General features: G+C 59.1%; 24 protein-coding genes and 1 pseudogene. 18 read left to right on the forward strand and 7 right to left on the reverse strand.

What is annotated here, in order from left to right; translation table 11 throughout:
* The first annotated feature begins 48 nt into the window (after positions 1–48).
* Positions 49–966, forward strand: coding sequence for an LOG family protein (locus DRET_RS10530; protein ID WP_015752530.1), 918 nt, complete (start codon positions 49–51; stop codon positions 964–966).
* Positions 967–1,228: 262 nt separating this feature from the next.
* Here DRET_RS10530 and DRET_RS10535 read toward each other — a convergent pair whose 3' ends face one another.
* Entirely contained in the window at positions 1,229–1,672 is a 444-nt protein-coding gene (locus DRET_RS10535; protein ID WP_015752531.1) for a DMT family transporter, read from the reverse strand.
* A 201-nt stretch (positions 1,673–1,873) separates the two neighbouring features.
* Here DRET_RS10535 and DRET_RS10540 point away from each other — a divergent pair, with 201 nt between their 5' ends.
* Positions 1,874–2,743: a YitT family protein gene (locus DRET_RS10540; protein WP_015752532.1), complete on the forward strand. Its 870-nt coding sequence runs from the start codon at positions 1,874–1,876 to the stop codon at positions 2,741–2,743.
* Positions 2,744–2,752: 9 nt separating this feature from the next.
* Positions 2,753–3,571 carry an SAM hydrolase/SAM-dependent halogenase family protein gene (locus tag DRET_RS10545; protein ID WP_015752533.1) on the forward strand — a complete coding sequence of 273 codons (819 nt, stop codon included), beginning with the start codon at positions 2,753–2,755 and terminating at the stop codon, positions 3,569–3,571.
* 10 nt (positions 3,572–3,581) lie between these two features.
* Here DRET_RS10545 and DRET_RS10550 read toward each other — a convergent pair whose 3' ends face one another.
* Both DRET_RS10550 and DRET_RS10555 read right to left on the reverse strand, forming a co-directional pair.
* Positions 3,582–3,998, reverse strand: a complete 417-nt coding sequence (locus DRET_RS10550) for a secondary thiamine-phosphate synthase enzyme YjbQ (protein ID WP_015752534.1) — start codon at positions 3,996–3,998, stop codon at positions 3,582–3,584.
* 31 nt (positions 3,999–4,029) lie between these two features.
* Positions 4,030–5,979, reverse strand: coding sequence for a molybdopterin biosynthesis protein (locus tag DRET_RS10555; protein ID WP_015752535.1), 1,950 nt, complete (start codon positions 5,977–5,979; stop codon positions 4,030–4,032).
* A 234-nt stretch (positions 5,980–6,213) separates the two neighbouring features.
* Between DRET_RS10555 and truA the strand changes: the two genes are divergently transcribed.
* Positions 6,214–6,978, forward strand: a complete 765-nt coding sequence (truA, locus tag DRET_RS10560) for a tRNA pseudouridine(38-40) synthase TruA (protein ID WP_015752536.1) — start codon at positions 6,214–6,216, stop codon at positions 6,976–6,978.
* Here the strand turns inward: truA and DRET_RS10565 are convergent.
* Positions 6,944–8,221, reverse strand: a complete 1,278-nt coding sequence (locus DRET_RS10565) for a YihY/virulence factor BrkB family protein (RefSeq protein ID WP_015752537.1) — start codon at positions 8,219–8,221, stop codon at positions 6,944–6,946. The two genes, truA and DRET_RS10565, sit on opposite strands and share 35 nt — an antisense overlap.
* A 167-nt stretch (positions 8,222–8,388) precedes the next feature.
* On the opposite strand from DRET_RS10565, the gene DRET_RS10570 reads away from it, so the two are divergent.
* Together DRET_RS10570 and DRET_RS10575 are read left to right on the forward strand one after the other, a co-directional pair.
* Positions 8,389–9,138: an SDR family NAD(P)-dependent oxidoreductase gene (locus DRET_RS10570; RefSeq protein WP_015752538.1), complete on the forward strand. Its 750-nt coding sequence runs from the start codon at positions 8,389–8,391 to the stop codon at positions 9,136–9,138.
* A gap of 25 nt (positions 9,139–9,163) precedes the next feature.
* On the forward strand, positions 9,164–10,477 hold the full coding sequence (locus DRET_RS10575) for an ATP-dependent 6-phosphofructokinase (RefSeq protein ID WP_015752539.1): 1,314 nt from the start codon (positions 9,164–9,166) through the stop codon (positions 10,475–10,477).
* A gap of 212 nt (positions 10,478–10,689) precedes the next feature.
* Here DRET_RS10575 and DRET_RS10580 read toward each other — a convergent pair whose 3' ends face one another.
* Both DRET_RS10580 and DRET_RS10585 read right to left on the reverse strand, forming a co-directional pair.
* Positions 10,690–11,130 carry a hypothetical protein gene (locus tag DRET_RS10580; protein WP_015752540.1) on the reverse strand — a complete coding sequence of 147 codons (441 nt, stop codon included), beginning with the start codon at positions 11,128–11,130 and terminating at the stop codon, positions 10,690–10,692.
* Positions 11,131–11,319: 189 nt separating this feature from the next.
* Positions 11,320–11,853 (reverse strand): tetratricopeptide repeat protein, encoded by a 534-nt coding sequence (locus DRET_RS10585; RefSeq protein ID WP_015752541.1) that lies wholly within the window; start codon positions 11,851–11,853, stop codon positions 11,320–11,322.
* A 150-nt stretch (positions 11,854–12,003) separates the two neighbouring features.
* Here DRET_RS10585 and DRET_RS10590 point away from each other — a divergent pair, with 150 nt between their 5' ends.
* From DRET_RS10590 to DRET_RS10630, 10 genes and pseudogenes are all read left to right on the forward strand, one after another.
* Complete coding sequence (locus tag DRET_RS10590) at positions 12,004–13,179, forward strand: MFS transporter (RefSeq protein WP_015752542.1); 1,176 nt, start codon at positions 12,004–12,006, stop codon at positions 13,177–13,179.
* Positions 13,180–13,437: 258 nt separating this feature from the next.
* Positions 13,438–14,412: a sulfite exporter TauE/SafE family protein gene (locus DRET_RS10595; RefSeq protein WP_015752543.1), complete on the forward strand. Its 975-nt coding sequence runs from the start codon at positions 13,438–13,440 to the stop codon at positions 14,410–14,412.
* A gap of 16 nt (positions 14,413–14,428) precedes the next feature.
* Positions 14,429–14,851: a DUF1634 domain-containing protein gene (locus DRET_RS10600; protein ID WP_015752544.1), complete on the forward strand. Its 423-nt coding sequence runs from the start codon at positions 14,429–14,431 to the stop codon at positions 14,849–14,851.
* Positions 14,852–14,970: 119 nt separating this feature from the next.
* On the forward strand, positions 14,971–16,677 hold the full coding sequence (locus DRET_RS13465) for a TIGR04282 family arsenosugar biosynthesis glycosyltransferase (RefSeq protein ID WP_015752545.1): 1,707 nt from the start codon (positions 14,971–14,973) through the stop codon (positions 16,675–16,677).
* Positions 16,662–17,117: pseudogene (locus tag DRET_RS14055) on the forward strand (ABC transporter ATP-binding protein); the annotation flags it as partial. The gene DRET_RS13465 and the pseudogene DRET_RS14055, both read left to right, overlap by 16 nt.
* 123 nt (positions 17,118–17,240) lie before the next feature.
* Positions 17,241–17,612 (forward strand): TOBE domain-containing protein, encoded by a 372-nt coding sequence (locus tag DRET_RS14060; protein ID WP_425248169.1) that lies wholly within the window; start codon positions 17,241–17,243, stop codon positions 17,610–17,612.
* A 73-nt stretch (positions 17,613–17,685) separates the two neighbouring features.
* On the forward strand, positions 17,686–18,915 hold the full coding sequence (locus tag DRET_RS10615) for an ABC transporter substrate-binding protein (protein WP_015752547.1): 1,230 nt from the start codon (positions 17,686–17,688) through the stop codon (positions 18,913–18,915).
* Between the two features lie 2 nt (positions 18,916–18,917).
* Positions 18,918–19,781 (forward strand): ABC transporter permease, encoded by an 864-nt coding sequence (locus tag DRET_RS10620; RefSeq protein WP_015752548.1) that lies wholly within the window; start codon positions 18,918–18,920, stop codon positions 19,779–19,781.
* Positions 19,782–19,784: 3 nt separating this feature from the next.
* Positions 19,785–20,600: an ABC transporter permease gene (locus tag DRET_RS10625; protein WP_015752549.1), complete on the forward strand. Its 816-nt coding sequence runs from the start codon at positions 19,785–19,787 to the stop codon at positions 20,598–20,600.
* A gap of 81 nt (positions 20,601–20,681) precedes the next feature.
* Positions 20,682–22,115: a phospholipase D-like domain-containing protein gene (locus DRET_RS10630; RefSeq protein ID WP_015752550.1), complete on the forward strand. Its 1,434-nt coding sequence runs from the start codon at positions 20,682–20,684 to the stop codon at positions 22,113–22,115.
* A gap of 137 nt (positions 22,116–22,252) precedes the next feature.
* Here the strand turns inward: DRET_RS10630 and DRET_RS10635 are convergent, their stop codons facing one another.
* Positions 22,253–22,903, reverse strand: coding sequence for a lactate utilization protein (locus DRET_RS10635; protein WP_015752551.1), 651 nt, complete (start codon positions 22,901–22,903; stop codon positions 22,253–22,255).
* Positions 22,904–23,237: 334 nt separating this feature from the next.
* On the opposite strand from DRET_RS10635, the gene DRET_RS10645 reads away from it, so the two are divergent.
* Together DRET_RS10645 and DRET_RS10650 are read left to right on the forward strand one after the other, a co-directional pair.
* Positions 23,238–25,496: a glucosidase family protein gene (locus DRET_RS10645; protein WP_015752552.1), complete on the forward strand. Its 2,259-nt coding sequence runs from the start codon at positions 23,238–23,240 to the stop codon at positions 25,494–25,496.
* Positions 25,493–26,800: a glycosyltransferase gene (locus DRET_RS10650; protein ID WP_015752553.1), complete on the forward strand. Its 1,308-nt coding sequence runs from the start codon at positions 25,493–25,495 to the stop codon at positions 26,798–26,800. Before DRET_RS10645 ends, DRET_RS10650 begins: the two co-directional genes overlap by 4 nt.
* The last annotated feature ends 1 nt before the right edge of the window (position 26,801 follow it).

A 26,801-nucleotide genomic window follows, 5' to 3' on the forward strand; every position in this document is an offset into this window, starting at 1 on the left:
ACCCAGAAATTGTCATCGGGCTGCCGAACAGCACAAAGGACGACTTCGATGCCCCTCAAAAAATACGGCCGCGGCCCATTTCCTTCAGCCACAGAAGACGCCCGGGCCTCCCAATGCCCCCCCGATTCCCCTCAATGCCAATCCCCGTCGTACCGGTTGGCCTTTCAGGACCCCGAATTCATGCTCCGCGGCGAATTACGGCCGGTACGCCTGCAATTGGAACTCCTCAAGCCGGAGTTGATTCTTCAGGAGGAGGGAATCGAATCGACTATCGTCATCTACGGCTCAGCGCGGATCCCTGACCCGGAGACGGCCCGAGCCCATTTGGAGACCATCCAACAAGCCTATGAACACAACCCGGAAGACCGGGAACTGCAGAACCAGTTGGCCATCGCTCACAATGCCGTGGCCACAAGCCACTATTATGATGAATCCCGCAAACTTGGCCGGCTCATTTCCCAATCGACCCCGGACAACCAGCTCGTTGTCATTACCGGTGGCGGAGCCGGCATCATGGGCGCGGCCAATCACGGCGCGCATGACATTGGAGCCAAAAATATCGGCCTCAATATCGTTTTGCCCCATGAGCAGGCCCCCAATCAATACATCACCCCCAATCTCGCCTTCCAATTCCACTACTTTGCTATTCGCAAAATGCATTTTCTGCTCCGGGCAAAGGGATTGGTGGTGTTCCCGGGGGGCTTTGGCACGTTGGACGAATTGTTCGAAGCCTTGACTCTGCTCCAGACCCGCAAAATCAAACCGATCCCGGTCCTGCTGTTTTGCGAACGGTTCTGGCGTCGGATCATCAATTTCGATGCCCTGGTGGACGAAGGAACGATTTCCCAGGACGATCTCGACTTTTTCCAATTTGTGGAAACCGCTGAAGAGGCCTGGGAGATACTAGCCCAACACAACGGGGTCGCAAACGGCTCCACTCCAGCGAACGACGCTTCGGCTGATTGATGCATCTTGAATCCGCACTCGGAACATGTTCGCCCTGCGTCCCTTTTTGCAACTGGACACCCAGCCGATGCATTGTCCGCAACACACTGATCACCACACCGCATCCCGCAAGCGGTTCACAAGCCTGAGGGGACGAGACGGTGCACGACAGGTTCACAATCGCCGAGCACCTCTCCGTGCTCAGGCGTTTGAACTGCTATTCCGCTACGTTGTCATCGGCCAGCTGGAACGAGTCGACAAAGGCATCGCCATTTCGGCACTGTCAAAACCGTTTAATCAACAAAACACCGACAACGATACAAACGATTCCCACGATACGCCAGACGCTTATTGGCTGGACCGGGTAGCCCACAAGCCCGAAATGGTCCAGAAGCAAAGACGTCCCCATCTGCCCGGCGACAAATACGCCGATCATGGTCGCGGCGCCGAGGACCGGGACAGCCGCCACGGTGGCGGTTACCAGATACGCCCCGCAAAAACCGCCGGTCCAGACCCACCAGGGAGCCGCTTGCAGGGCCTGCCCTCCCGGCCAGGGGATTCTGAGGACCACGGCATATACAAACAAGGCCAGCGAACCGACAAGAAACGACACCAGGGCGGCCAGGACATTGCTGTTCAAATAGCCGCTCAAGCCGGCGTTGATTCCGGCCTGGGTCGGGGCCATAGCCCCGGCGAATAAGACGACAAGAATGAAAACCCATTCCATAAACACAAACTCCACTCAGAAAGGCCCGCGGGCAAAAATCTGGACCTTGGTTTGACCGTCTCCGTGAGGCAAGCTACCGGGGCCTCGTCCTTTTCGGACCATACGACCGCCATGCCCTGCCATAGGGACAATACAGCGTTCTATAGACCAGTCTCGCTTGGAGAAAATTTCGAACCCGATAGAGTAATGAACGAGGAGCAAATGCGATTTCCTCTCAGCTTTCGTGACCTGACCTATTCCGTCCCCTGGAATCTGTGGCTCTTGACCAGCGGGTCCATTCTCATCGCTTTTGGACTCAAGTCGATAGCTATTCCCCAGGGTTTTGTCTCTGGAGGTGCCGGCGGTGTGGCCATGCTTCTGTACTATATTTTCGGGGGTCTTGAGCCAGGGGCCTGGTATCTGGTCATCAATATCCCCATTTTTATCCTTGGCTGGTTGTGGGTCAGCAAACGGTTTTTCCTCTACACCCTGTACGGCACGATCATTGTCGGTGTGTTTATGGACGTCATCACCTATACTGCGCCCATAAGCGATCCCATCCTGGCCATGCTCGCCAGCGGGGCGGTGATTGGCGCTGGCACCGGCATTACGCTCCGTTCACTGGGTTCCACTGGAGGAACGGACATTATTGCCATTATTCTCAACCAGAAGCTCAATGTCCGTATCGGCAACACCTATTTCACCTTCAACGTCTTTTTGTTCGCCGCATCCCTGGCCTTTTTAAATCTCGACATCGTCCTGTATTCACTGGCCATGGTCTTTATCCTGGGGTTGGTGACCGACCACTTTCTTTCCCTGTTCAACCAGCGAAAACTGGTGCTCATTGTCTCCGACCTCACTGACGCCATCGCCAATGAAATTAGCGAAAAAATCAATAAAGGCAGCACCTTTCTTTACGGCCGCGGTTCATATACCGGACGCCGCAAAAAGGTCCTCCTCACGGTAATCAACAATTACCAGGTCAAACGGCTCGAAGAGATCGTCTACGGCGTGGACCCCTATGCCTTCACGATTGTTGAGAATACGTGGCACGTTCTCGGTTCTGATTTCGCCAAACGCAAGGTCTATTGAGGAAGGGCAATGGGGACCCCAGACGTCCAGATATCGGCAACCATCGCATTATTGACCGATTTCGGCCTTGCCGACCCGTACGTCGGCCAGCTCAAGGGCAGACTCATTCGAGAGGCCCCCCAGAGTGCGTTGTTGGACATCTCCCACGGGGTGGTTCCACACCAGATCGAACAGGGGGCCTTCTTTCTGGATGTCAGCATAGCGCATTTGCCCCAGCCCTGCGTGGTCCTGGCTGTGGTCGATCCCGGTGTGGGCACGCAGCGAGGGGCCCTGATCGCGCGCAGCGAGGACCGCCTGGTGGTGGCCCCGGACAACGGCCTTCTGGCCCTTTTTCTCAAGCACCACCCGCTCCAGGGACTGTGGCGGGCCAGCCCGCCAAAAGAGCTCCAGAGCGCCACCTTCCACGCCCGGGACTGGTTTGGCCCTCTTGCCGCCTCCCTGGCCCGAGGCAAATCGGCCGCAGCCTGCGGCGAACCGTGCGCCCCGGAACAGATCCGGCCGCTTCCGCAGAACAGGCCAGAACATGCTCCGCACACGACGGGCGCGTCCTGGCCTGTTCTGCATATAGACCGCTTCGGCAACACGATCCTCGGCCTGCGTCAGGGGTCGTCAGCAGCTGCCGAGCTTACGGCCGCGCCGCAGCTGCGTTGTCCCGCTTGCGGCGACACGCCGGTTATCCCGGCCCAGACTTACGCCGCCATTCCTCCCGGAACCATCGGCCTGGTGCCTGGCAGTCAAGGCTACTACGAACTCGCCCTCAATCAGGACGTTCTCGCTCAGCGCTTCGGGCTCCGTCTCGGCCAGGTTCTGCATTTCGAGCCCCTCTGATTCCAGGGCCCTATTCCCCGATAATCTTGACCAGCACCCGTTTTTTCCGGCGCCCGTCGAATTCCCCATAAAAGATCTGCTCCCAGGTCCCGAAATCCAATCGCCCGCCGCTCACGGCCACAACCACTTCTCGGCCCATGATCTGCCGCTTCATATGGGCGTCGGCATTGTCCTCACCGACATTGTGGCGGTATTGGGACACCGGCTCATGGGGAGCAAGGGCTTCCAACCACTGTTCATAATCATGGTGGAGCCCGCTTTCGTCATCATTGATGAAAACCGAGGCGGTGATATGCATGGCGTTGACCAGGCACAGCCCCTCCTCAATTCCGGAATCCCGGAGGCATTGTTCGACCTGGGGTGTGATGTTCACAAAACCCCGCCGGGATGGAACTTCAAACCAGAGTTCTTTGCGATAACTTTGCATAGACCACCTGTTTTTTTGCGCTGTATGGCCGTTAGCCTTCGCCCAGGCCCATGCCGGGCTGCATGACTTGTCCGGTCAGATGGGTATCGTACCCGCCCAGGGATTCGATCTCCTGCTGAAACTCCGGTTTCCCCAACAGGTCCAAGACAGAGCGGATTTTTTCGTCCTCAAGATATGCTGTGGGGATCAACAGGTCGTAGCGCTCCCGGGCCAAAGGAACGAAATCGAGATCCAAGGCCTTGGCCGCCGCATATATCCCCATGCCGCAATCCGCAGCACCACTCAGGACATTCACCGCAACGGCCATATGCGTAAATTCTTCGTGCCCATAGCCGTTGACCTCCCGGGCTGAGAGCCCCGCGCGGTGCAGATGATCATCAAGGAGAATACGGGTGCCGGCCCCGCGTTGCCGGTTGATAAACCGGACATCGTCGCGGGTCAGGTCCTGGATTCCCTGGATCCCTTTGGGATTGCCCCGGGGAACGATCAACCCCTGGTGCCTGATGGCCAGATTCACTGCGGTCACCGGAATATCGGCAAGATAGCGCTGGAGAAACGGGAAGTTGTAATCCCCGCTTTCCGGGTCGTACAGATGGGCTCCGGCGATATGGACCGAACCATTTTGCAGGGCGGTCAATCCCCCCATACTGCCGACATGACTGGAGGCCAGTCCGATGGGGTGCTTGAGCCCCTGCAGGGCATTGGCCAAGAGATCCAGGGTGTTGTCGTGACTGCCCACGGCAACGAGTACCCGCTCGACCTCCTCGGCCGGGACAAACAGTTCGGCTCGAACGGTCTGCCCCGCCTCAACGCCCTCGCTTTCCGTGGGAATCCGGGCCACTCCCTGGGCTCGGGTCAACGTGGTAATCATGCCTGCTCCCCGGGCCAGAGGTGTTCCCACCCATTTATCGCCCACCTTGCCGATGGCCAGCCGGACGAACTCGTCCACGCCGAGTTTGGACGGCAATTTCCGGTTGATTTCCACCTCGATAACCGGTCGCCGGTTCACCGGCTTGTGTTGCATTTGCGCCAAAAGCGGCTGGAGCAATTGCTCGTAACAGACCACGGCACTGACCGGATACCCGGGAGCCCCCACCAGGAGTTTCCCGTTCGCGGCCACACCAAGCAGGGAAGGTTTGCCGGGCATGGCCGTGATGCCATGAACGAGAATCCTGCCGCATTGTTCCATGACCCGGCGGCTGAAATCCTTGCTCCCGGCCGAGGACCCGGCACCGATAACCACCACATGGGCTGGCCCGTCGAGAGCGTCCTGGACAGCCTGCAAAAGGATGCTTTCATCATCAGCCACCGGCGGCTGACACCGGACTTCAGCGCCCCATTGTCGGGCCAGGCCAGCCAGGACCTGGGAATTGCTTTCCACGACCTGACCGGGTCGTGGCTCGGGGCGCTGCCGAAAATCGAGGACCTCGTCCCCGGTGGGGATAACCTCGACAACAGGCTGTTGCCAGACAGCGAGTTCCCAGATACCGGCGCTCAAGAGGGCGCCGGTATCGTAGGGCGTCAAGGTGTGGTTTTGAGGCAGGAGAAGTTCCGTGGCAACAATGTCCTCGCCAATGCGCCGCACATGTTGCCAAGGAAAGGCCGGGGCCTCGATGGCGACGGTGTCAGAATCCACAAAATCGATATGCTCGACCATGATCACCGCGTTCATGCCGTCCGGCAACGGATTGCCGGTGTTGACCTCGACGAAGCCGGTGTTGCGCTCCAAATGGACGGGCGCGCCCTCTCTGGCGGCAAAGGTGTCTGCGGCCCGGACCGCGATACCATCCATTGCAGCGCCATGAAAGGTCGGTGAGGAGTATTGGGCATAGACCGCCTCAGCCGTCACCCGGCCGACTGCTTCTTCGGTGGCCACAAGTTCATGACCAAGGAGTGTTGCCGGGCGCAACTCCTGCTGCACGGTCTCCAGCGCCTGTTCAATCGGTTGCATTTGAAGATAAATAGTGCGTTCTGATCCCATATGCCTCACTTCCTTCCTGCTCGTTGGTGTCAATGCTGAAACCCCAATATTCTGGTGAAAGGAATGGAAGAGCTTGCCGTTTGTGTCAAGCTCGGTTGCCCCCGAAAGAGGGTGGTGTCCCTCGAGGCCCCTGTCCTGCTCGACTTGACCCGCGGTGCGGAAAACACCACTGTACCAGTGACCACCGCAACCCAGCGCTTTTCAGCGCCACCCTTATCAGCCGAAGGACAGCGTATGCCTCGCCTCAAACTCGTCGTTGCCTACACCGGAACCCACTTTGCCGGCTGGCAATTACAGCCCCGGGACCGCACGGTTCAAGGGTGCCTGGAAGACGCTTTCGCCACCCTGTGCCAGCACCCGCTTCGTGTCCACGGGGCGGGCCGAACGGACAGCGGTGTGCACGCCGTCGGCCAGGTCTGCCATTGCGATATCCCTCCGGAAAAAAACCATATCCCGTGGCAAAAAGCGCTCAACGCGATCCTGCCCAAAGATATCGCTGTTTGCGAGGCCGCCTATGTCAGAGACGACTTCCATGCCCGCTTCAGCGCCCAAGCCAAGGAATACGCCTACACCATCTGGACAGAACCGCGGTATGTCCTGCCCCAGCGACGGCCTCTTGTCTGGTCGGTGGGGCGGGTGGACGAGCACAAAATGGCCGTGGCCGCCAGGATGTTGACTGGCACATTCGATTTCGCCGCCTTTCAAAATACCGGGACCCCAGTGAGCCATACCGTGCGCACCGTTTATCACTTGGCGCCGGAACCCGGGGCAGCTGGTAATGAAAGCACCTGGCTCTTCCATGCCGATGGATTTTTGAAACAGATGGTCCGCAATATAATGGGCTGCCTCGTAGCGGTGGGACGGAACAAGATCAGTGTAGACGAGGTCAAAATCTTGCTCGAAGGGCAGAAACGGGAAATGGCCCCCGCGACGGCACCCCCCCAGGGATTGTGCCTGCGGAAGGTCAAATACGGGGAACTTGCTGGGCCAGATCACTGAGCAGGACATTGGCCTCGCTCGCCCGGCGGGCCGCATGGAGCCGCTCCAGCCACGCAACCGCCCATTGCCCGGTATCACTTCCTTCAGCGGGGATTTCCGGGGAGGCCTCGAAGCGGTCCAGAATCTCAGCGGCACGGACTCGATCCGGGCAGACCAGCAGACTATACGCCAGCCCCTCGTCCTCTGTCACCACCCGGGCCACAATCCCGGAAGGTTCAAGGACTTCAAGGACAGCGCCTACCTGCCGAACCGAGGTATCCGTAGCCTGGCTCAATTGCTCCAATGTCAGTGGCCTGTGCCCCTCGACGACGCTGCGGGCCAACAAAGCCGCGACAGCAAGGGCCAGGGTCTGCTTGCGCCGGAGTTCAAATGCCCCCCACATCTCCTGGCGCAGCACAGTGTTTCTGTTTTGGAGGGCAAAACTGATTTCTGCGCCAAAAAGAACAATGATCCAACTCAGATACATCCAGACCAACAGCAAGGGCACTTGGGCGAAGCTTCCATAAATCGCGTTATATTTGCTGAATCCGATCTGGTAATGGATGAGCAGTTTCTGGGTTGCCTGCCATAAAAAGCCGGCGACCAGCCCGCCGCCCAGCGCCGGGAGGAAACGTACCCTGGTATTGGGCATGACCGTATAGATAAAGATCAGGGCCAGCCAGGCCATGAAGAACGGGGCCAGGCTGAGCAGCCCCCCATAAACCGAATTGAAAAACCCCACCCGCAAAAGCTTTTGGGCCACGGCCGAGCTTTGCAGCGAAGCGGTTATACTGATGGAAGCGATGACCAGGACCGGACAAAGCAGGGTGACACTGAGATAGTCGGTAAATTTGCGACTCAATTGCCGGGGGCGCTGGACACCCCAGATAGTATTGAACGTCTTTTCGACTGTGGCCAGCATGGAAAAGACAGAGACGAACAGGACCCCGACACCGATAGACCCCAAAGTGGCCACGTCGGTATTGTTGATATAGGCCAAAACGTGTTCGATGACCTGCTCTCGTCCGGCGGCGAACCGTTCCAGGAGCGTGCGTATATACAGCGTATTCTGGAACCCGAACCCTTTGGACAATGAAAACGCCACTGCCAGAAACGGGACCAGGGCCAGAGCAGAGACATACGTCAATGCCGAAGCCCGGAGCAGACATTGATCGCGGACAAAAGCCCGCAGGACGAACAGGACCCAGTCCCGAATCATCCTGAACGCGTTGCCGACACGGATATTGGCATATCTTTTCCACATATGAGCCCTGTATGCCCGGCTCCGGGCCCAAGCGCAAGGGCTGGTTGCATTTTGCCCCTAAACTTGCCACCCTTCAGCCACGCTGGAAAAAGAGGAATCCTAGTCCGAGAAAATTTCGGACCTCTTGTGCGGCATCCACAACGCCTTTCCTTCCAAGGAGACCGAATATGCATCTTGCGCAGCACAACGCGCTGATCCTCACCGGGGCATCGCACGGCATCGGCCGCGCCTTGGCCGAGCAACTCGCCGCGGCCCGAATTCCTCTGGTCTTGAATGGACGCGATGCCGAAGCGCTGAAGCGTGTGCTCGAAATATGCCACGACCACTCTTTGCAGGTCGACGCGGTCCCCGGAGACATCGGCCAACCGGCTACCGCTGAACATCTTGTGCAAACAGCGCTGAACCTGGCCCCACAGGTGGGGGGCTTTATCCACGCCGCCGGAGTTCTTGCCCCGGGCCCGGCCGTCTGGGAATTGACCGCAGATCGGGTCGAGCAGGTCCTGGGTGCGAGCCTGGTCGGCAGTTTCCATCTGATCCGGGCCTGCGTCCCGTCCATGCGCACACAGGGCCAAGGTCTCGCTGTCTTTTTTGGCTCCGGAGCGGCGGAAAAGACCCAGCCCGGCATTGCGGCCTATTGCGCCGCCAAATCCGGAGAAGAACACCTGGCCCGCCAATTGGCCACCGAGGCCCCGGAACTCAGTGTCCTGGTCTATCGCCCCGGGATTGTCGACACCCAGATGCAGACCCAGGCCAGGGAATCCCAAGGCCAAAGTGCTGACGACCTGCGTCGGGTATTCATCCCGTGGAAAGAAAAGGGCCTGCTCATTTCAGCTGAACAATCCGCCCAGGGACTGTTGCGCATCCTGCACAGCGACACGCCCTTGACGGGCCAGACCCTGGATATCCGCTCTCTGTAAAAATCCCCCAGATCAAGGAAAAATCATGCACACATTGCACGAGTTGAATACGGCCATTGAAACCTTGGGACCGGCCAAGATCCCCTCCCCCTTACCGTTCGGGCGTTTTATTCAAGACAGCAAGCAACTGCCGATCCATATCTCTCAGGAGGTTTTGGACGAGGCCCCGGACGAACCGATGTCCTTTGAATTCACCGAGGCTGGCCCACGGGACAAAATCTACTTCGACCCCTCGAAAACGAAATGCGCCATTGTCACCTGCGGCGGACTCTGCCCCGGGATCAACGATGTCATCCGCTCCATCGTCCTGGCCGCCCACCACAACTACGGCCTGGCATCCATCGTCGGCATCCGCTACGGACTCGAGGGCTTTTGTCCCCAATACGGGCATGAAACTGTAGAACTCACCCCCCGGGTGGTCTCCGACATCCATGAATTCGGCGGCACCATGCTCGGCTCTTCCCGCGGCCACCAATCCGCCGAAGAAATTGTCGACGCCCTGGAACGGATGAACATCAACATCCTGTTCATGATCGGCGGAGACGGAACCATGAAGGCGGCCTCGAAAATCGTGGAGGAGATCAAAGACAGAGGCCTGAAGATCAGTGTGATCGGCGTCCCGAAAACCATCGACAACGATATCTATTTCGTTACCAACTCTTTTGGGTTCACCACCGCGGTCAGCAAGGCCACCGAGGCCATCCGCTGCGCCCACACCGAGGCCAATGGCGCCCCTAACGGCATCGGCATGGTCAAGCTCATGGGCCGGGAATCCGGGTTTATCGCCGCCGAAGCGACGCTGGCCCTAAAGGAAGTCAATTTCGTGCTTGTCCCCGAAGACGAGTTCGACCTCCATGGTCCCAACGGATTTTTGGCCTCCCTGGAACAGCGGATCAAAGACAGAGGCCACGCCGTGGTGGTTGTCGCCGAAGGGGCTGGGCAAAATCTGTGCGCAGTGAACGGGAAAAGCGGCGCCACCGATGCCTCGGGCAACCCGGTTCTGTGCGACATCTGCGACCTCTTGCGCCAGGAGATCAAAACCCATTTCGACAACGCCGGCCTGCCGTTCACCCTCAAATTCATTGACCCGAGCTATATCATCCGTTCCGTGCCCGCTGATCCGGGAGACCGCGTCTATTGCGGATTCCTCGGACAGCACGCCGTGCACGCGGCCATGAGTGGCAAAACCAATATGGTCGTCAGCCGGCTGCAGGACAATTTTGTCTACCTGCCGCTCTCGCTGGTGACCCAGAAGCGCCGGAAACTCAACATCAATTCGAACTACTGGCGGGCGGTGCTGGAATCGACGGGACAACCGATCCAAATGCGCAACGCCTGAAGCCCTGTCCCCGACGCCAGGGTTTTGTCCGGCGGAGGAATCGACCCTGGCCCTTCAGGCAGATGCGTGCGCTACGAAGAAAGCCGGCACAGGGTCTCCTATCCCTGCGCCGGCTTTGTATGCCCTCTGAATCCGTAAATATCCCTTGCCCAAATCACTGCCGGCTTTCTCGGGTGCAACAGACTCCCTAGAAAGGGGGGATTGCGTCGCAATCAGACCGGATCGTCTTCCTGCACGGGTTCCGCGTCTTCAAACACCGCCTGTTCCCGTTTGGCTTGTTGCTCATCCGCCATTTTGAGGACCGGCGCATAGCCCTCGCGTAAAAAGAGGGTCGAATAATACTCCCCATACTCGCCTTCGGCATGGAGAACGAAATTAAACGGCGCCAGGATAATTTCAGGGCCGATGCCGTGCGCTTCGCGCAACGGCTCGATCTTGTCCTGCATCTCCAGACTCCAGGCAAAACCGGCGTCGTTGTAAACTTCAATATCGTTGGCGATTTCCGGATCGGTCAACGAACACACCAGATAGATCTCCTCTGCATCAAAGGGATCGCGGGGCGCATCACTATGGATGAACACTTCGACTATCCGCTCATCCAATTCGGCGATATCCTTTGCAAGATCTTGCAATATCTTTAAATGCTTTTGCATGGACCAAAAACTCCTTTACCGTGAAAAAATATCCGTTGCGCTTACAGTAAATACACAGGGAAAGCAATACAAACTGGCAAAAGTGATTCGCAGGTGAGGACAACAGTCCTCTACACCCTAAGTGGCGAGGTGCACCAAGGCCTCAGAACGCCGTGCACTCTTCCTCCACGCCGTAGCACTTTGCCAGTTTTACTGGCCACGATCGCGCCGCCGCTGTTCTTCAATGGCCTCGAAGACGGCCCGGCCAGCTTCCTCAGGGTCCGGGGATTCCCCGGACTCATACAAAGCCAACTGCAGATTGATCGCCCGGAGCACCAGAGGCTGGTCATAATTGGCGTATCTGTCCCATTCCGCAAACGCTGCGGTCAGATCGCCCTCAAAAGCGGCGACAACACCGGAATAGAGATGCACGAAATCATCTTCCTGGTCCTGCCGGAGGCGATCGAGAACCTTGCGTGCCTGGCGATAGCGCTCCAGCCACAGATAACACACGACCATCTTTTTCTGGGCCTCGCGGTGGCCGGGGTCCTGAGCGACACATTTCCGATAAGCCGCCAGGGCCTGCTGAAAATGGCCTTCGCGCAACAAACCGTCCGCTTCACGTGCAGACGCATCCCAGCCCGTTTTGCTGTCACGGGAATCCTGCCGCCGGAAGCGCTGCCAGGGTGCCATGAGGACATCCCGGCGGGACATGCCGGACTTGTGATATTTATTTTGACTCATAACTGATTCTCACGCTGGTCTTTCAGGCCTGCCTTTTGCTCCGGCCTGGCCGAATCGCCGAGGTCGGCCAGGCCCCATGGCCTTGGTTGCAGAGTTTGCCCAAAGGGCGTATCCGAAAACCCGCTGAAACGCCAGCCCAGAGGATCCATTGTGCACGAATTGCTGAAAAATAGAAATCTCCAAATCCTGTTCGCCGTCACTTTGATGGTTGTCATGGGGGTTTCGAGTATCATCCCCGTTCTGCCCACCCTGATCAAGGTCTTTGACCTCACACCGGAAACCATCGGACTGGTGCTGACCACATTTACCCTGCCCGGAGTCCTGTTTACCCCTGTTTTCGGGGTCTTGGCCGATCGAGTCGGACGCAAAAAAATCCTCATTCCGGCGCTGTTGGTCTTCGGCATTGCCGGGGCCGCCTGCGCGCTGGTCAGAAACTGGGAACTGCTGCTCCTGTTGCGCTTTGTCCAGGGCACTGGCGCAGCTGCGTTTGGCATGATCAATATCACGATCATCGGCGATCTGTTCAGCGGCACGCGTCGCACTGCCGCGCTTGGCCTCAATGCGAGCATCCTCAGCGTGGGCACGGCAGTCTATCCGGCCGTGGGTGGCGCACTGGCTATTTTGGGCTGGTATTTCCCGTTCGCCCTGCCCCTGGCCGCAATTCCCCTGGCCCTCATTGTCCTCTGGCACCTTGACAATCCCGAACCCGACGGCGGGGAATCCCTGGGTGACTATTTCCGCAACGCCGCAGGACAAATGCGCAGCAGACAGGCTCTGGGACTTTTCCTCTGCACCCTGGGGACCTTCATCCTGCTGTACGGGCCGTTTATCACCTTTTTCCCGATCCTGCTGGACACCCGGTTCCAGGCCACCGCCCCGCAAATCGGTCTTCTTATTTCAGCCGCGTCATTTATCACCGCCATCGCCGCCTCCCAGTTGGGGCGATTGGCCGCCCATTTTTCCGAGCTCTGCCTGTTACGCTCGGCCTTCGTCTTCTATGGACTTGCTTTTGCCATCATCCCCTTTTTCACGAGCTTCGCCTGGCTTTTGGTCCCGGCCTTGCTTTTTGGTGCGGCCCAGGCCCTGAGTATCCCCAACGTCATGTCCCTGCTCAATGATATCGCCACACCGCGGACCCGAGCCGCCTTCATGGCCGCCAACGGCACCCTGCTCCGGCTTGGCCAGACCCTGGCCCCGCTGTGCATGGGTGGCATCTTTGCCCTCGGCGGACTTCGAGCTGTGTTCTGGTCCGGGACCCTTCTCGCCGCTTGCTTGTTCCTCTTGACCCATCTCCTTTTACGCCCGCAATGCGGCCCGCAAAGCTGACCCGTGTGCCCTGGCCCCAGCTTGTCCGAAAAATCACAACTTCCACCTTCCTTTACCCCTCTTTTCCTTGCTCCCTCATGCCCTCCGTCGTTGCCAGTGAAATTTCTTCTTTCTTTTGAACCCCCTAAAGAAAAAAAACACATCCCGGCTCCGCTCGCATCCCCGCGCCAAGCTCCTTGACATTTTTTTCACACTCACCTACTTGCGCTTTTGGGGTTAGGTTATTTTCACTTTTAACAATGGGGAATGGGTTTTACTATGTTCACCTCGCTGAAAAAACATCTCTGGTGGAGCCTGGCTGGGTTGAGTCTGGTCCTGTGCTCCACTCCCGTGCTGGCTGCGGCTGAAACCGCTGCGACCACAGGGGCGACGCACCCTTGGTGGTTCTGGCCGCTGATCCTCCTGTTTTTCTGTTTTGTACTCGGCGTCGTGGCTGTTTTGGCCGGCGTTGGTGGCGGCGTCTTGTACGTCCCGCTTGTCAGTGGATTCTTTCCCTTCCACATCGACTTTGTCAGGGGTGCAGGACTCATGGTCGCCCTGGCTGGCGCCTTGGCCGCCGGCCCAGGGCTTTTACGCCGCAACCTGGCTGACCTTCGGCTGGCGCTTCCGGTCGCCCTTATCGCTTCGACCTTTGCCATCGCCGGCGCCATGCTCGGGCTGTACCTCTCTCGGCTCAACCCGGATTACGTCCAGATCGCCCTCGGCGCGACCATCATTTTCATCGCCATTTTGCTCACGGTCTCCAAAAATTCCGAGCGCCCGGTAGTCACCAAACAGGACGCGCTCGGCCTCGCCTTGGGAATGTCCGGCATGTACCATGATGATTCCAGCGGCGAAGACGTGACCTGGAAGACCCACCGGACCTGGATGGGCTTTGTCATGTTCATGGTCATCGGGATTGTCGCGGGCATGTTCGGTCTCGGAGCTGGCTGGGCCAACGTCCCGGTGCTTAACCTGCTGATGGGCGCTCCGCTGAAGGTTTCGGTGGCCACCAGCAAGTTCCTCTTGTCCATCACCGACACCTCGGCCGCCTGGATCTACCTCAATAAAGGGTGCGTCATCCCGCTGATGGCCATTCCCTCTATCATTGGACTGATGCTGGGCTCGTTTGTCGGGGTGCGCATCCTGGCCGTGGCCAAGCCCAAGTTCATCCGTTACATGGTTATCGGCGTCCTGTTCTTCGCCGGCCTCAAGGCCCTGGACAAAGGATTGAACATCGGACTGCTCGGATAACTAAGGAGAAACGACCATGGCAAAATACGATTCCTACATTGTGCGCCCGGAGCAGATCACCTACGCCAACATCCTGTTCTACGGCGCCTGGCTCGGCATCGCTTTGATGGCCGTGACATACATCATCTATGTCGCTGGCATTCTCGACCCCCACGTGTCTTTGGAACTCGTGGTCAATAATTGGGACAAATCCGTTGCTGAATACCGGCAGATCACCAACTCCCCTGACGGGTGGGGCTGGGTCGCCCTGCTGGGAAGCGGCGACTTCATCAATTTCCTGGGCATTGCCCTGTTGGCCCTGATGACCATCGTTTGCTATCTGACCCTGATTCCGGCGTACTTGAAGCGCAAGGAAACCACTTACGCGGTCATCGCGATTTTGGAAGTCGTGGTCCTGTTGGCGGCTGCCTCAGGCCTTATCGGCGCCGGTGGTCACTAGGCTCCCAGTGCGTGTGTTGTTGAAGGCCGGAGTCCGGAAATCCCGGGCTCCGGCCTTTTTTTGTCCCGGATATCAAACTCGGATTTGACAGCCACTTGGGGATTGACCAAGACAACAGCATGGCACAGCTCACCTCTCCCCTTTTTTGCTGTCTGGCCCGGACCCCAGAGCCAGGACGCGTCAAGACCCGTCTGGCAGCGGATCTCGGCGAGGAAGCCACGTTTTACGTCTATACCTCCATGCTCCGCGATACTGTGGGCGCCCTGCGCGCTACCGGACACCGCTTCCAGCTCTGGTATACCCCTTCAGGAAGCGAAGCGGCCTTGCTGAACCTCCTGGGCGGCCCCCTCGAATTGGTGCCCCAGACCTCGGGAGACCTCGGCCAGCGCATGAACGCGATCTGCCAAGCCGCCTTCCTCGGCGGAGCTGACCGGGTGCTCCTTTTGGGCAGCGACATTCCCGAACTGACCAGTTCTCACCTTCTCCAGGCGGCCGAACGTCTGCACCGATCGGATGCCGTCATGGTCCCGACTGCCGACGGCGGCTATTGTCTCCTGGGACTGAAGCGGGCAAGCTATTCTCCCGAACTCTTTACGGATATCCCTTGGAGCACCGCAAAGGTAGCGGCCACGACCCTGGAACGGTTGCGCCGGCTGCGTTGCACTACGTCGCTTTTCCCGCCCCAGCAGGACATCGACACCCTGGACGACCTGGCCGCTTTCTGGCACCGCTGTGAAGACACACCGTTCCATACCTCACGGACCATCCGCGAACTCGGGCTCTTCCCGGAAAGTATCCAGCCGGCTCCCGCCCCCCTTGGGGGCAAACCGAAAAGGGAATTACCTCCCATGAATTCTACAGGTTCGGTCGAAACCACCATTCAGACTATCAAGGACTTCATCCAGAAAAATCGTTGGCTCGCCCCGCCGCTGGAGGTCACCTTCCTTGCCGCCGGGGAATACAATGCCAACTACACAGTCCACAGCCCGGCTGGGACCTTTGTTTTCCGGATCAACCACGGCACGCAACTCGGGCTGGAAAACCAGATCGAGTATGAATATGCCGTCCTGACCGCTCTGGCCGATTCCGGAGTAACCCCGCGTCCCCACGCAGTTGCGCCCGCACCGAGTGCCTTTCACGGGGGCGTTTTGCTCATGGACTTCGTGCCCGGACGGCCCCTGCGCTACGAAACCGATCTGGCCACGGCCGCCACCATTTTTGCCCGCGTCCATGCCCAGCCATGCTCCGAGCATCTCCTCTCGCAGCCCCAGCCTGTGCTGGACATTGTCGCCGAATGCGAGGAACTTCTAGACCGCTATCCCGATCACCCCCTGCCGCAGGCCCAAAAAACCATCCGGAACTATCTGGAAACAATCCGCCGTATGGGGGAAGATTCGCGCGATTTTTTCGCTGCTGAGGATCAATGCATCGTCAATACCGAAGTCAATGCCAACAATTTCTGCATCAATCCTGGCGGACGCTCCTTCCTGGTCGACTGGGAAAAAGCGGTCGTCTCCTCACGCTACCAGGATCTCGGGCACTTTCTGGTCCAAACAACAACGCGCTGGAAAACGGCTACCGTACTCACCGAGGCCCAGAAACGGGACTTCCTTACCTGCTACCGCGACGCCTCCGGCCTGGACTGCGACCTGGAGGAACTCCACTACGGCACCCGCCTTCTGGAAAAGACCATTTTGCTGCGGGCCCTGTCCTGGTGCGCCATGGCCTATTACGAATACACCCAGACCGACCGGCCCATCCAGAACCAAGACACCTTCGCCAAGATTACTGAATACCTGGATAATGTGGAATGGATTTTAGGGTAGAAGGGGTCAGCCACAGTTTCGAGGGCCAGCCTGTACTCACCGACATCACCTGCGGCTTTCGCCAGGGAGAGTTATTTTCCCTGGTTGGACCGTCGGGAGCGGGAAAAACCACTCTGCTCTCCCTCATCGCCGGGCTGCTATCGCCCCAAGCCGGAACAATCCGGTATGCCCAGACACCGGATCTGAATGCCCCGATTATTCTCGTCTATCAGGATTTCATTCTTTTCCCCCACCTGACAGTGGCCGACAACGTCGGCTTCGGCCTGAAAGCCCGCAAGTGGAGCCGGGCCACCCGCCGGAACCGGGTGGAGCAGATGTTGCGCTATTTCCAGCTCGAAGACAAAGCAGACGCCTTTCCCGCCCAGCTTTCTGGAGGACAGCGGCAGCGGGTGGCGATCGCTCGAGCCATGGTTGTCTCCCCCGCGATCTTGCTCCTCGACGAACCATTCGCCAATCTCGACCGCAGCTTGAAAATGGAAACCGCCCGGTTCATCCGGTCCACACAGCGCGAATTCGGGATGACCACTGTGGCCGTGACCCACGATCTGGAGGAAGCCTTTGCCATGTCGGACCGCCTCGGCATCCTTTTAAACGGCAGACTACGACAAGTCGGCCCCCCCCGGGAGGTCTACTTCCACCCCCAGGATCTCGAAGTGGCCCGTTTCTTGGGGCCGGTGAACCCCCTGACCCCTGCCACCACGGCCGATCTCCTCCCGCCCGGAACAGATAGTCCGTCCAAGGCCTCCTTTATCCGCCCGGAGGCCCTGGAAGTCGAAGGCGATGCCAACGGGCCCGGATGCATTCGGGATATCCATTTCGCTGGGCATTACATCATGTACACAATTGACTTGCGGGGGCAGGAAATCATCGTCTACAGTCAGCAGCGGGTATTGGAAATTGGGCAACGGGTGCGGGTGCGTGCCGTCCAGGCATAGCCGCCCCCCTCACGATCCGCCACACAAGCCTTGGCACTTCTGCCTGATCACCTCTCTTCTGAAGGACACTCTCATGCCATTGGTTTTTCGTTTTGGCCTGGTTGCAGGAGTACTGGGATGCCTGTTGTGCATTGCCGGATGCCAGCAAACAGCATCCGAACCGGATTGGCGCACAAAGGATTTTGAGCGCATTATCGAGGCGGCCCGCGGCACCACAGTGCGCTGGTACATGTACGGTGGCTGGCCCCATGTCAATGAATGGGTCGATACCTATGTCGCCCCGGCCATGCAGGAGCGTTACGGAATCAGTGTCAAACGCGTTCCCATGAACGCGCCTGTTTTTGTCAATAAATTGATCAACGAAAAAAGTGCCGGCAAAGACCCCGGCACCATTGATCTGGTCTGGATCAACGGCGAAAATTTTAAGGCCACCAAGAATGCAGGGGCCTTGTGGGGCCCCTTTGCTGAGCAGCTCCCGAATTGGCAGCGGTATGTCGACCCTTCTACCGTGGCCCAGGACTTCGGCTTTCCCACAAAGGGGTATGAAGCCCCTTGGGGCCGGGCCCAATTCGTCTTGATCTACGATGCCAAACGCACGCCCAATCCGCCGCGCTCAGCAGAAAGTCTGCGCCGATGGATCCAGGACCACCCTGGCCGTTTCACCTATCCACAACCGCCGGATTTCACCGGATCGGCCTTTGTCCGTCAGCTCTTCTACGCCACCACAGGTGGGCACGAACAGTATATGGACGGCTTCAACGCTACCTTGTACGCTCGAAACGCCCCCCGCCTCTGGGAGTATCTCAACGGGATCGAGCCGTCATTATGGCAACAAGGCCGGACATACCCCCAAAGCTCTGCAACTCTGGACACCTTGTTCGCCAGAGGCGAAGTCGATTTCAGTATGTCCTACCATCCGCCGCACGCCCAAAACAAAATCCTGGACGGCACTTTCCCCGCCAGCGTGCGGACGGTGGCATTGGCCAACAATTCGATTGCCAACACCCACTACACGGCCATTCCCTTCAATGCCCCCAACAAACCGGGGGCTATGGTCCTGGCCAATTTTCTGCTCTCGCCCACGGCCCAGCTCTCGAAATACAAGCCTGAAAACTGGGGGGATTTTCCGGCCATTGATCTCGACCGCCTGGACCAGTCCCAACGCCGACGCTTCGAGGATGTCGACCTCGGTCCGGCCACATTGAGCGCCGAGACCCTGGCTGAGCACGCGGTCCCTGAAATTCCCATCGGCTATCTGGAAGCCATTGAAGCCGATTGGAAGTCCCGAGTCCTGACCAATTGACTATGACCTTGCGTCAGATACTCCGCCTCGCCCCGCTCCTCGCTCCGTTCGGGATCCTTTTGGCTGGCGGCGTGGGATTGACAGTGGCCCAATCCCTGGGAGTCCTTCTCCCGGTGCCTGTCCCGGGAGGGCCACTGGAAGGATACCGGGCCGTGCTCAGTGCGCCCGGATTCTGGGAGACCTGTCTGTTTTCCCTCGGCGTGGCCCTGGCCTCCGCCCTGCTGAGCGTCGCCACCGGTACCTGGCTTGGCTACGCCCTATGGCGACTTCCGCCGCAAATGCGGCGGCTCGGGATCGTCTACAAACTCCAACTCATCCTGCCCCATCTGAGCGTGGCCTTTGTCGTCCTTCTTTTTTGGAGCCCGACCGGGATTCTGGCCTCTGTCCTGTATCAGCTCGGCCTGCTGGAAGCCCCGGACCAATTTCCGAATATCCTCTACTCCGGATACGGTCTGGGGATGATCCTGGCCTACACCTGCAAGGGGGTGCCCTTTGTCATGCTTCTGGTGCTGGCGCTCCTGGCCCGTTTTGACCGCCGCCAGCTGGCGACCGCACGCATGCTTGGGGCCGGGTGGTGGCAAACCGCACGCTATGTCCTTTATCCCCATTTGCGCCCGGCAACGCACACATCGTTTATCATCCTCTTTTTGTACAGCTTCGGCGCTTTCGACATCCCGTTTATCCTCGGAGAAAGCCGTCCGGGCATGCTCAGCATCGCCGTGTTCAACCGCTACTTCAAATCCCCGCTCGACAAACGGCCCGAAGCAATGGCCATGCTGGTCATCATGTTTCTCTTTGCGGCCACGTTTATCGTTCTCTACGGACGGATCGTGCGCCACATCGACAACGCGGCGCGGAAATTATAACCCATGCGACCATTAGCAAAGCAGAACCGCTGGTACCATATCCTCTTTTTCCTGGGGGTGGTTGTCCTGTTTTGCTCCCCTGTCGTGGTCCTGGTGCTCTCCAGCATCGGCCCGCACTGGCAGTTCCCCCACCTCTGGCCGCAGGAGGTGTCCTGGGAGCCGCTCAACACGCTTTGGAACCAGCGGCTTCCCCTGCTGCGACATCTGTCGAGTTCCATAGGCTATTCTCTGGCAACGGTGGCGACCACATTGCTTATGTGCCTGACGCCCGCGGCCACCCTGGCCCACAGCCATTTTCGGGGCAAGACGCTTCTCGAAGGATTGTTGCTCACCCCAGCCCTGGTCCCGCCGATGACCTATGCCATGGGGTTGCACGTCGCGTTTTTGCACACCGGGCTCGCCGACACCTTCGCTGGCGTGGTTTTGGTCCTCTCCCTTTTCAGCTTTCCCTATATGCTGCGTCCCCTTGTGGCCGGATTTGAACAGATGGGGACCAGTTATGGCCAATGCGCTCGCAATCTCGGCGCTTCCCGCCTGCGCACGGCCCTGGAAATCGAACTCCCCCTCTTGCTGCCTTCCATTCTCGCCGGAGGCAGTGTGGTCTTTCTGGTTGCGTTCTCCGAATATTTCCTTGTCTTTTTGATTGGAGGCGGTTCGGTCGAATCCTTTACCGGTTTCCTGGTCCCCCTCCTGCAATCTTCAAACCGCGCTCTGGCTTCGGCCTGCACATTGCTCTTTCTGCTCGTTCCGCTCATGTTGTTCGCCGCCAGTGAAGGCGTCGTGGCCGCCTATTGGCGCAAACGGGGCGCCCCGATCTGAGCAGCTTCTGCAGGACAGCTGCCCTGACCGGACGCTTCGCCGCGCATTGTCAAACGATCTCAGGCAAGGTAGCTCTCGGATATGGATTTTTTACATTGGCTTATCTTGTTAGCCATTTATGGCATAGCACTGGGCACTGCCGGGCATGCCCTGATGTACAAACGCGACCCCCGTTCAGCCCTGACCTGGATCGCCATCAGTCTGGCCATCCCGCCCGTCGGCTCGCTGCTCTATTTTCTGCTGGGCATCAACCGGGTGCGCACCAAGGCCCAAAAGGAAAAGCAGCGGGCTCCGCTGACGATCTGGGGCCAGGGCCTGACCTTCGGTTCTCCCTCCGGGCACAATCCCTGGGACGCCCTTGCCCCACAATACCGGGAAATCGCCCGCATGGCCGATGCGCTCACCCGTTGGCCCCTGACGGACTGCAACGCCATCGACATTCTGCACAACGGCGAAACCGCCTTTCCCAAAATGCTCGAGGCCATTCGCGGCGCGAATTCCAGCGTCTACCTCAGCTCCTATATTTTCGAATCCAACACCACCGGGAGAGAATTTATCGAGGCTCTGGGTCAGGCGTCCCGGCGCGGTGTGGACGTCCGGGTCATCATTGACGGCATAGGCGACCTGTACTCCTGGCCTCGGGCCAGCCGGTTGCTGGCCAAACACGGCGTCCCTGTGGCCCGTTTCCTCCCGCCCAAGCTCCTTCCCCCGAGTATGATCATCAATCTCCGAAACCACAGAAAAATTCTGGCAGTGGACGGCACAATCGCTTTTGCTGGCGGGATGAATATCGGGGACCGTCATCTGGCGACGGATCAAAACAATCCCCATCGAGTGGTGGACATCCACTTCCAGTTTCAGGGCCCCATCGTGAGCCAGATCGAAGAAGCCTTCCTCGAAGACTGGGGATTTGCCGCCAATGAGACGGCCCCGCCGCCGAGCAAGCCGCACCGCTGCGCCCACGGCCAGGCGTTGTGCCGCACCGTGATCGACGGACCGAGCAAGGAGATGGACAAATTGCCCATGATCCTGGTCGGGGCCATCGCAGCTGCGCGCCACTCCATCGCGCTCATGACCCCCTATTTCCTGCCGCCGCAACAGATCATTGCCGCCCTGCAGGCAGCCGCACTCCGCGGTGTCGAGGTCCAGATTCTCCTGCCGGAGCAAAACAACCTTCCTTACATGCGCTGGGCTACGGACAACATGCTCTGGGAACTGCTGCAACACGGTGTGGACGTCGCTTATCAGCCGCCTCCTTTCGTCCATTCCAAATTTTTTGTCGTTGATGAGGATTTCGCCCTGGTCGGCTCCCCAAACATCGACCCCCGGAGCTTGCGACTCAATTTCGAACTCGCCATTGAAGTCTATGATGTCGCGTTTGCCCGGCAGCTCCTGGCCCATTTCCATGCCATCCGCAATACCTCCCGCCCCGTTTCCCTGGAGGAGGTCGACGCCCGCCCCCTGCCCATTCGCATCCGGGATAGCCTGAGCTGGCTCTTTTCACCCTATCTCTAACCAACTCCGCCCCCACTCGCTGCTGTATTCGCCTGCAGCCTGCCTCCTGGTGCCCCGAGCAACGAAATACAAAACCCCAGGATGCCGTCGTGAAAACGGTCCAGCATCCTGGGGCGGGCCTGGAGCGTCGGTTTGCTTTAGATGCCGAGGTCCTGATTGACGAGCACAACCCGGACTCGTCCTTTGGGAAAGGATTTTTCGGTTATCGTCCAGGTGTTGCAGATACGCTCCGGGCTGTCACAGTCCTGACAGAACCCGGTTTCAGCGCAGGGCGTCTTCTTGCCCAATTTGAAGGCGTTGATCGGAGCCACATAATTCTTGATCCGATCCATACCGGTCTCAACATCGGGCACGATCTTGTTCCGGCCGACCAGGACGACCACATGCCTGGGGCCAAACGTCAACCCGTTGATCCGGTTGCCAATCATGTCCAGGTTCACCAGGCACCCGTCCTCGGTCAACGCATTGGTGGAGGTAAAAAAGACATCCACCAGCATGGCCCGGCGGCGGCGTTCCAACTGGTCCTCCACCGAAATCGACTTGTCATAGGTGTCGATGATTTCGAAATCTGAATCGCGCAACGTTTCATAGAGCCCGGTTTCCCGGAATGTCCCGGAACCACCCCAGGAGACCGAGTGCGCGCCGGTTTCCGGCAGCAGGGTCTGCAGTACCAGCGTCTTGGCCTCCTGGACATCTTTGACTTGATACACAGCGAACTTATTTTTCTCCAAGGCCTTTTGCACAGCGTCAAATCGCTTCTGCCAATAAAAATCAAAATGGGTGCTCATGGCCGCTCCTTTGTTTCCGGGTTCGGAATTTGATACATACAAAGATACGCAAACGCGTTGCTCACCTGCATCCGTAAAACATGTTTGGGCAACCGGTTCGGAAATGGGCCCACAGCCGGCAACCCATCCAGCATCTCAAGCCAGGCCCCCACTTGCCCGGTTGCATGAAGAGGCGGCAGAAGCGCTGAACACGCGCCCCTCTCTTTTTCCAGGCTGTGGGGACAATCCCGATACCGGTTCACGGACCGGATTGCAGACAAAGCCTAAGCAAAAACGCTCCTGACGTCACCCGATGGGCTCGTCCCGGTGAACGCGGAGCACTCGAGGATTTACTATGATTAAACGTTGGATCCCCTGGAATTTCATCATCAAACGCGCCGCCAAGGCCTATGGCATCATGGACCCCCTGACCTTTCTGGCGCGATTGCGCCGCTTTGCCCAGCCGTCAGAAGTCCAGGAACCGATCGAGCTCCTGCGTGCGGGAATCATTTTCCACGCCCGGGGCCTGATCAACACCAAAGCGATCCAGCACAATTTGGACTGGGTCTGGCCGTATTGGGTCCAAAAACAGTTCAATCCCCGCGATGTCTCCTTTGTCCCCCGGGCCTTTTCCTTCAGCCACATCAATCTCACCCACCGCAACTGGACCGGTGTCGGGCGGCCGGACGTTGCCTTGTATCCCATCGTCGATCCCCGTGGTCTGGTGACTGTGTTGCACGAAGGATGGTCCCTGGATTTCTGGATTCTCCGCCCCGATGGCTCCCTGGTGACGCCCTCGGTCCACAGTGAAACCGAACAGAGCTGGGACCTGGACGACCACCTGGCAGTGACCACAACCAGTCGGGACAGTGGCGATGTCCTCACCAGCAGGGTCTTCATGGAACGCGAACCCGGAAGTGGCCCGGTAACCAAGGTCCGCGTCCACGCCTCCGGCCCGCCTGGGGGCTGGCTCGTGCTGGCCTTACGCCCCTACAACCCCGAAGGGGTCCAGTTTATTGAACGCGTGCGCTACAAAAACGAGGAACGCCTGTTGCGGGTCAACGGTCGCACCGATCTCTATCTCCATCCCAGACCGGGAAAAACCGTCTTCGCGGACTACCATGAAGGCGACGTCTGCCACGCCCTGCAACGCAAAGCCCATATGGAGCAAATCAATTGTTCAGTGGGCATGGCGACCGGTGCGGCCCTGTTCCCCCTCGAGCAGGGCACAGCAGAACTCAAGATCGATATCCCCATGGCTCGGGAACTGCGCCGCGGGCACCACAAGCCACTGCCTCGGGAGGACTGGAAAGACGCCCTGGCCCCGGCCGCATCTTTGGAAGTCCCTGACCCGCAAATCGATTTTCTGTACCGAGCCGCTCTGCGTTCCCTGGTCCTGCTGTCCGCAGAGGAGATCGTTCCCGGCCCCTTTACCTACAAGCGATTCTGGTTTCGCGACGCCTGCCTCATGCTCCACGCCTTGCTGTGTGCCGGCTTGACCGATCGCAGCGAGCGGATTCTCTCCACTTTTCCAGGGCGGCAGAAAATAAGCGGGTACTTCCAGTCCCAGGAAGGGGAATGGGACTCCAACGGGCAGGTCCTCTGGCTCGCGCAACGCTTCCGGGAATTGACCGGTCGCGAACTCGGAGAGCAGTGGACCGACGCGGTCCGCAAAGCCACGGACTGGATTGAGCGCAAGCGGCTGACCAAGACCGAGAACGCCCCGCACGAAGGATTGCTGCCCGCCGGATTCAGCGCCGAGCACTTCGGCCCCAACGACTATTATTATTGGGACGATTTCTGGGCTCAGGCTGGTCTCCAGGCCGGCACGAAAATCCTCGGCGACCACGGCCAGGACAAGGCTGCCGCCACCTGTGCCCAGCGCGCCGAGTCGTTGGGTCAAGCCATCCGCAACAGCCTCGACTCCATCGCCAGGGAACGAAAACAGGGCGCTGTACCAGCTTCTCCCTACCGGCGGCTGGACTCCGGGGCCATCGGTTCTCTGGTCGCCGACTACCCGCTTGGTCTGACCGGGCCCAACGATCCGGAAATCGAGGCCACCGCCGAATACCTTTTTCAAAATTGCCTCTTGAACGGCGGATTTTTTCAGGACATGATCCACTCTGGAATCAACGCCTATCTGACCTTGTGTCTGGCCCAGACCCTGCTGCGGCGCGGTGACGGCCGGTTCCAGGAACTCGTTCGCGCCGTGGCTGATCTGGCTACCTCCACGGGCCAATGGCCGGAGGCGATCCATCCGCTGACCCTCGGCGGGTGCATGGGCGACGGGCACCACGGCTGGGCGGCAGCGGAGTGGGTCATGATGATCCGCAATATGTTCGTGCGCGAGGAAGAAAACACCCTCATTCTCGGTTCTGGTATTTTTCCCGAATGGTTTGAGGCCAGGGCCCCCATTGGCTTCGGGCCCACGCCAACCCCGTATGGCCCCGTCCAGGTGCGGTTTGAACCCTCTGATGCCGGGTGGCAGGCCCAGGTCCAGGCTGACTGGCACGGCGAAAAGCGCCCGGCTGTGGAAATCCGCGCGCCAGGTTTTCAGCCCTGTATCCTGACCGACCTGTCGCAGCCCGTGACGCTCATTGCGGAGACGACATGAAGATCTGCATGTTCACCAATACCTATCTCCCCCATGTCGGCGGTGTAGCCCGTTCGGTGCACACCTTTGCGCAGGATCTGCGCCGCCTGGGACATGAGGTCATGGTGGTCGCTCCGACTTTCCCCGGGGTCAATCCCCGGCAGGAGGATCCGCAGAAGATCCTGCGCCTGCCGGCCATACAGAATTTCAACGGCAGCGATTTCTCGCTGAGTCTTCCCCTGCCGACCCTGATCGAAAACGGCCTGGATGAGTTCAACCCCGATATCATCCACAGCCACCACCCGTTTCTTTTAGGGGATTCGGCCCTGCGCGGCGCGCGGCAACGGGGAGTCCCCCTGGTCTTCACCCACCACACGATGTACGAGCGCTACACCCACTATGTCCCATTCAACTCCAAGGCCATGCAGCGCTTGGCCGTGCATCTGTCTACGGATTACGCCAACCTCTGTACCCGGGTCGTGGCCCCGAGTCAGAGCGTGGCCAAACTGCTGCGCAAACGGGGGGTGGTCACGCCGATCCATGAAGTGCCAACTGGCGTCGATCTCCAGGCCATGCGTAGCGGATCCGGCAGTGAGGTCCGCAGAAGGCTGGGCCTCAGCGACGACACCGTGGTCATCGGTCATCTTGGCAGACTGGCTCCGGAAAAAAACCTCGAATTCCTCGCCCGGAGTGTGGCCAGAGCTATTGCAGCCCTGAAGGACACCAAGGCGGTTTTCATGGTTGTCGGATCCGGGCCGAGCCAGAAAGCGATCCGGGAAATTTTTTCCCGGGCTGGTCTCAACCACACGCTCCTGGAGACCGGCAAACTCACGGGGCAGGATCTGAGCAACGCCTTTCAGGCCATGGACCTGTTTGCCTTCGCCTCGCATACCGAAACCCAGGGCATGGTCCTCACTGAAGCCATGGCCGCCGGGACCCCGGTCGTCGCTCTCGACGCCCCGGGGGTACGGGAGGTGGTTTCCAACGACGTCAACGGCCGCCTCCTGGGGGCCGCCAGCAACGAAGAAACCCTCGCGCAGGCCCTGGCAGAGTTGGTCCGCGCGCCTGACAAACGCCAGACGATGCGCGAACACGCTTTGACCACAGCGGAAGCCTTCAGCCGGACCAATTGCGCCAAACGGTTGCTGCGAGTCTATGAAGCGGCCCTGAACGACACCCCTCACCGGGCGCAACGCGACCGCCTGACGGCCTGGGACCAGCTCCGCCTGCGGTTGCGCACCGAGTGGGATCTCCTTTCGCACCGGGCCAGTGCCGGAGCCAACGCCGTCATAGAAGCCCCGCGTAACGACGCCGAACTGGAATAAC

Source organism: Desulfohalobium retbaense DSM 5692 (genome assembly GCF_000024325.1).
GTDB classification, from domain to species: domain Bacteria; phylum Desulfobacterota; class Desulfovibrionia; order Desulfovibrionales; family Desulfohalobiaceae; genus Desulfohalobium; species Desulfohalobium retbaense.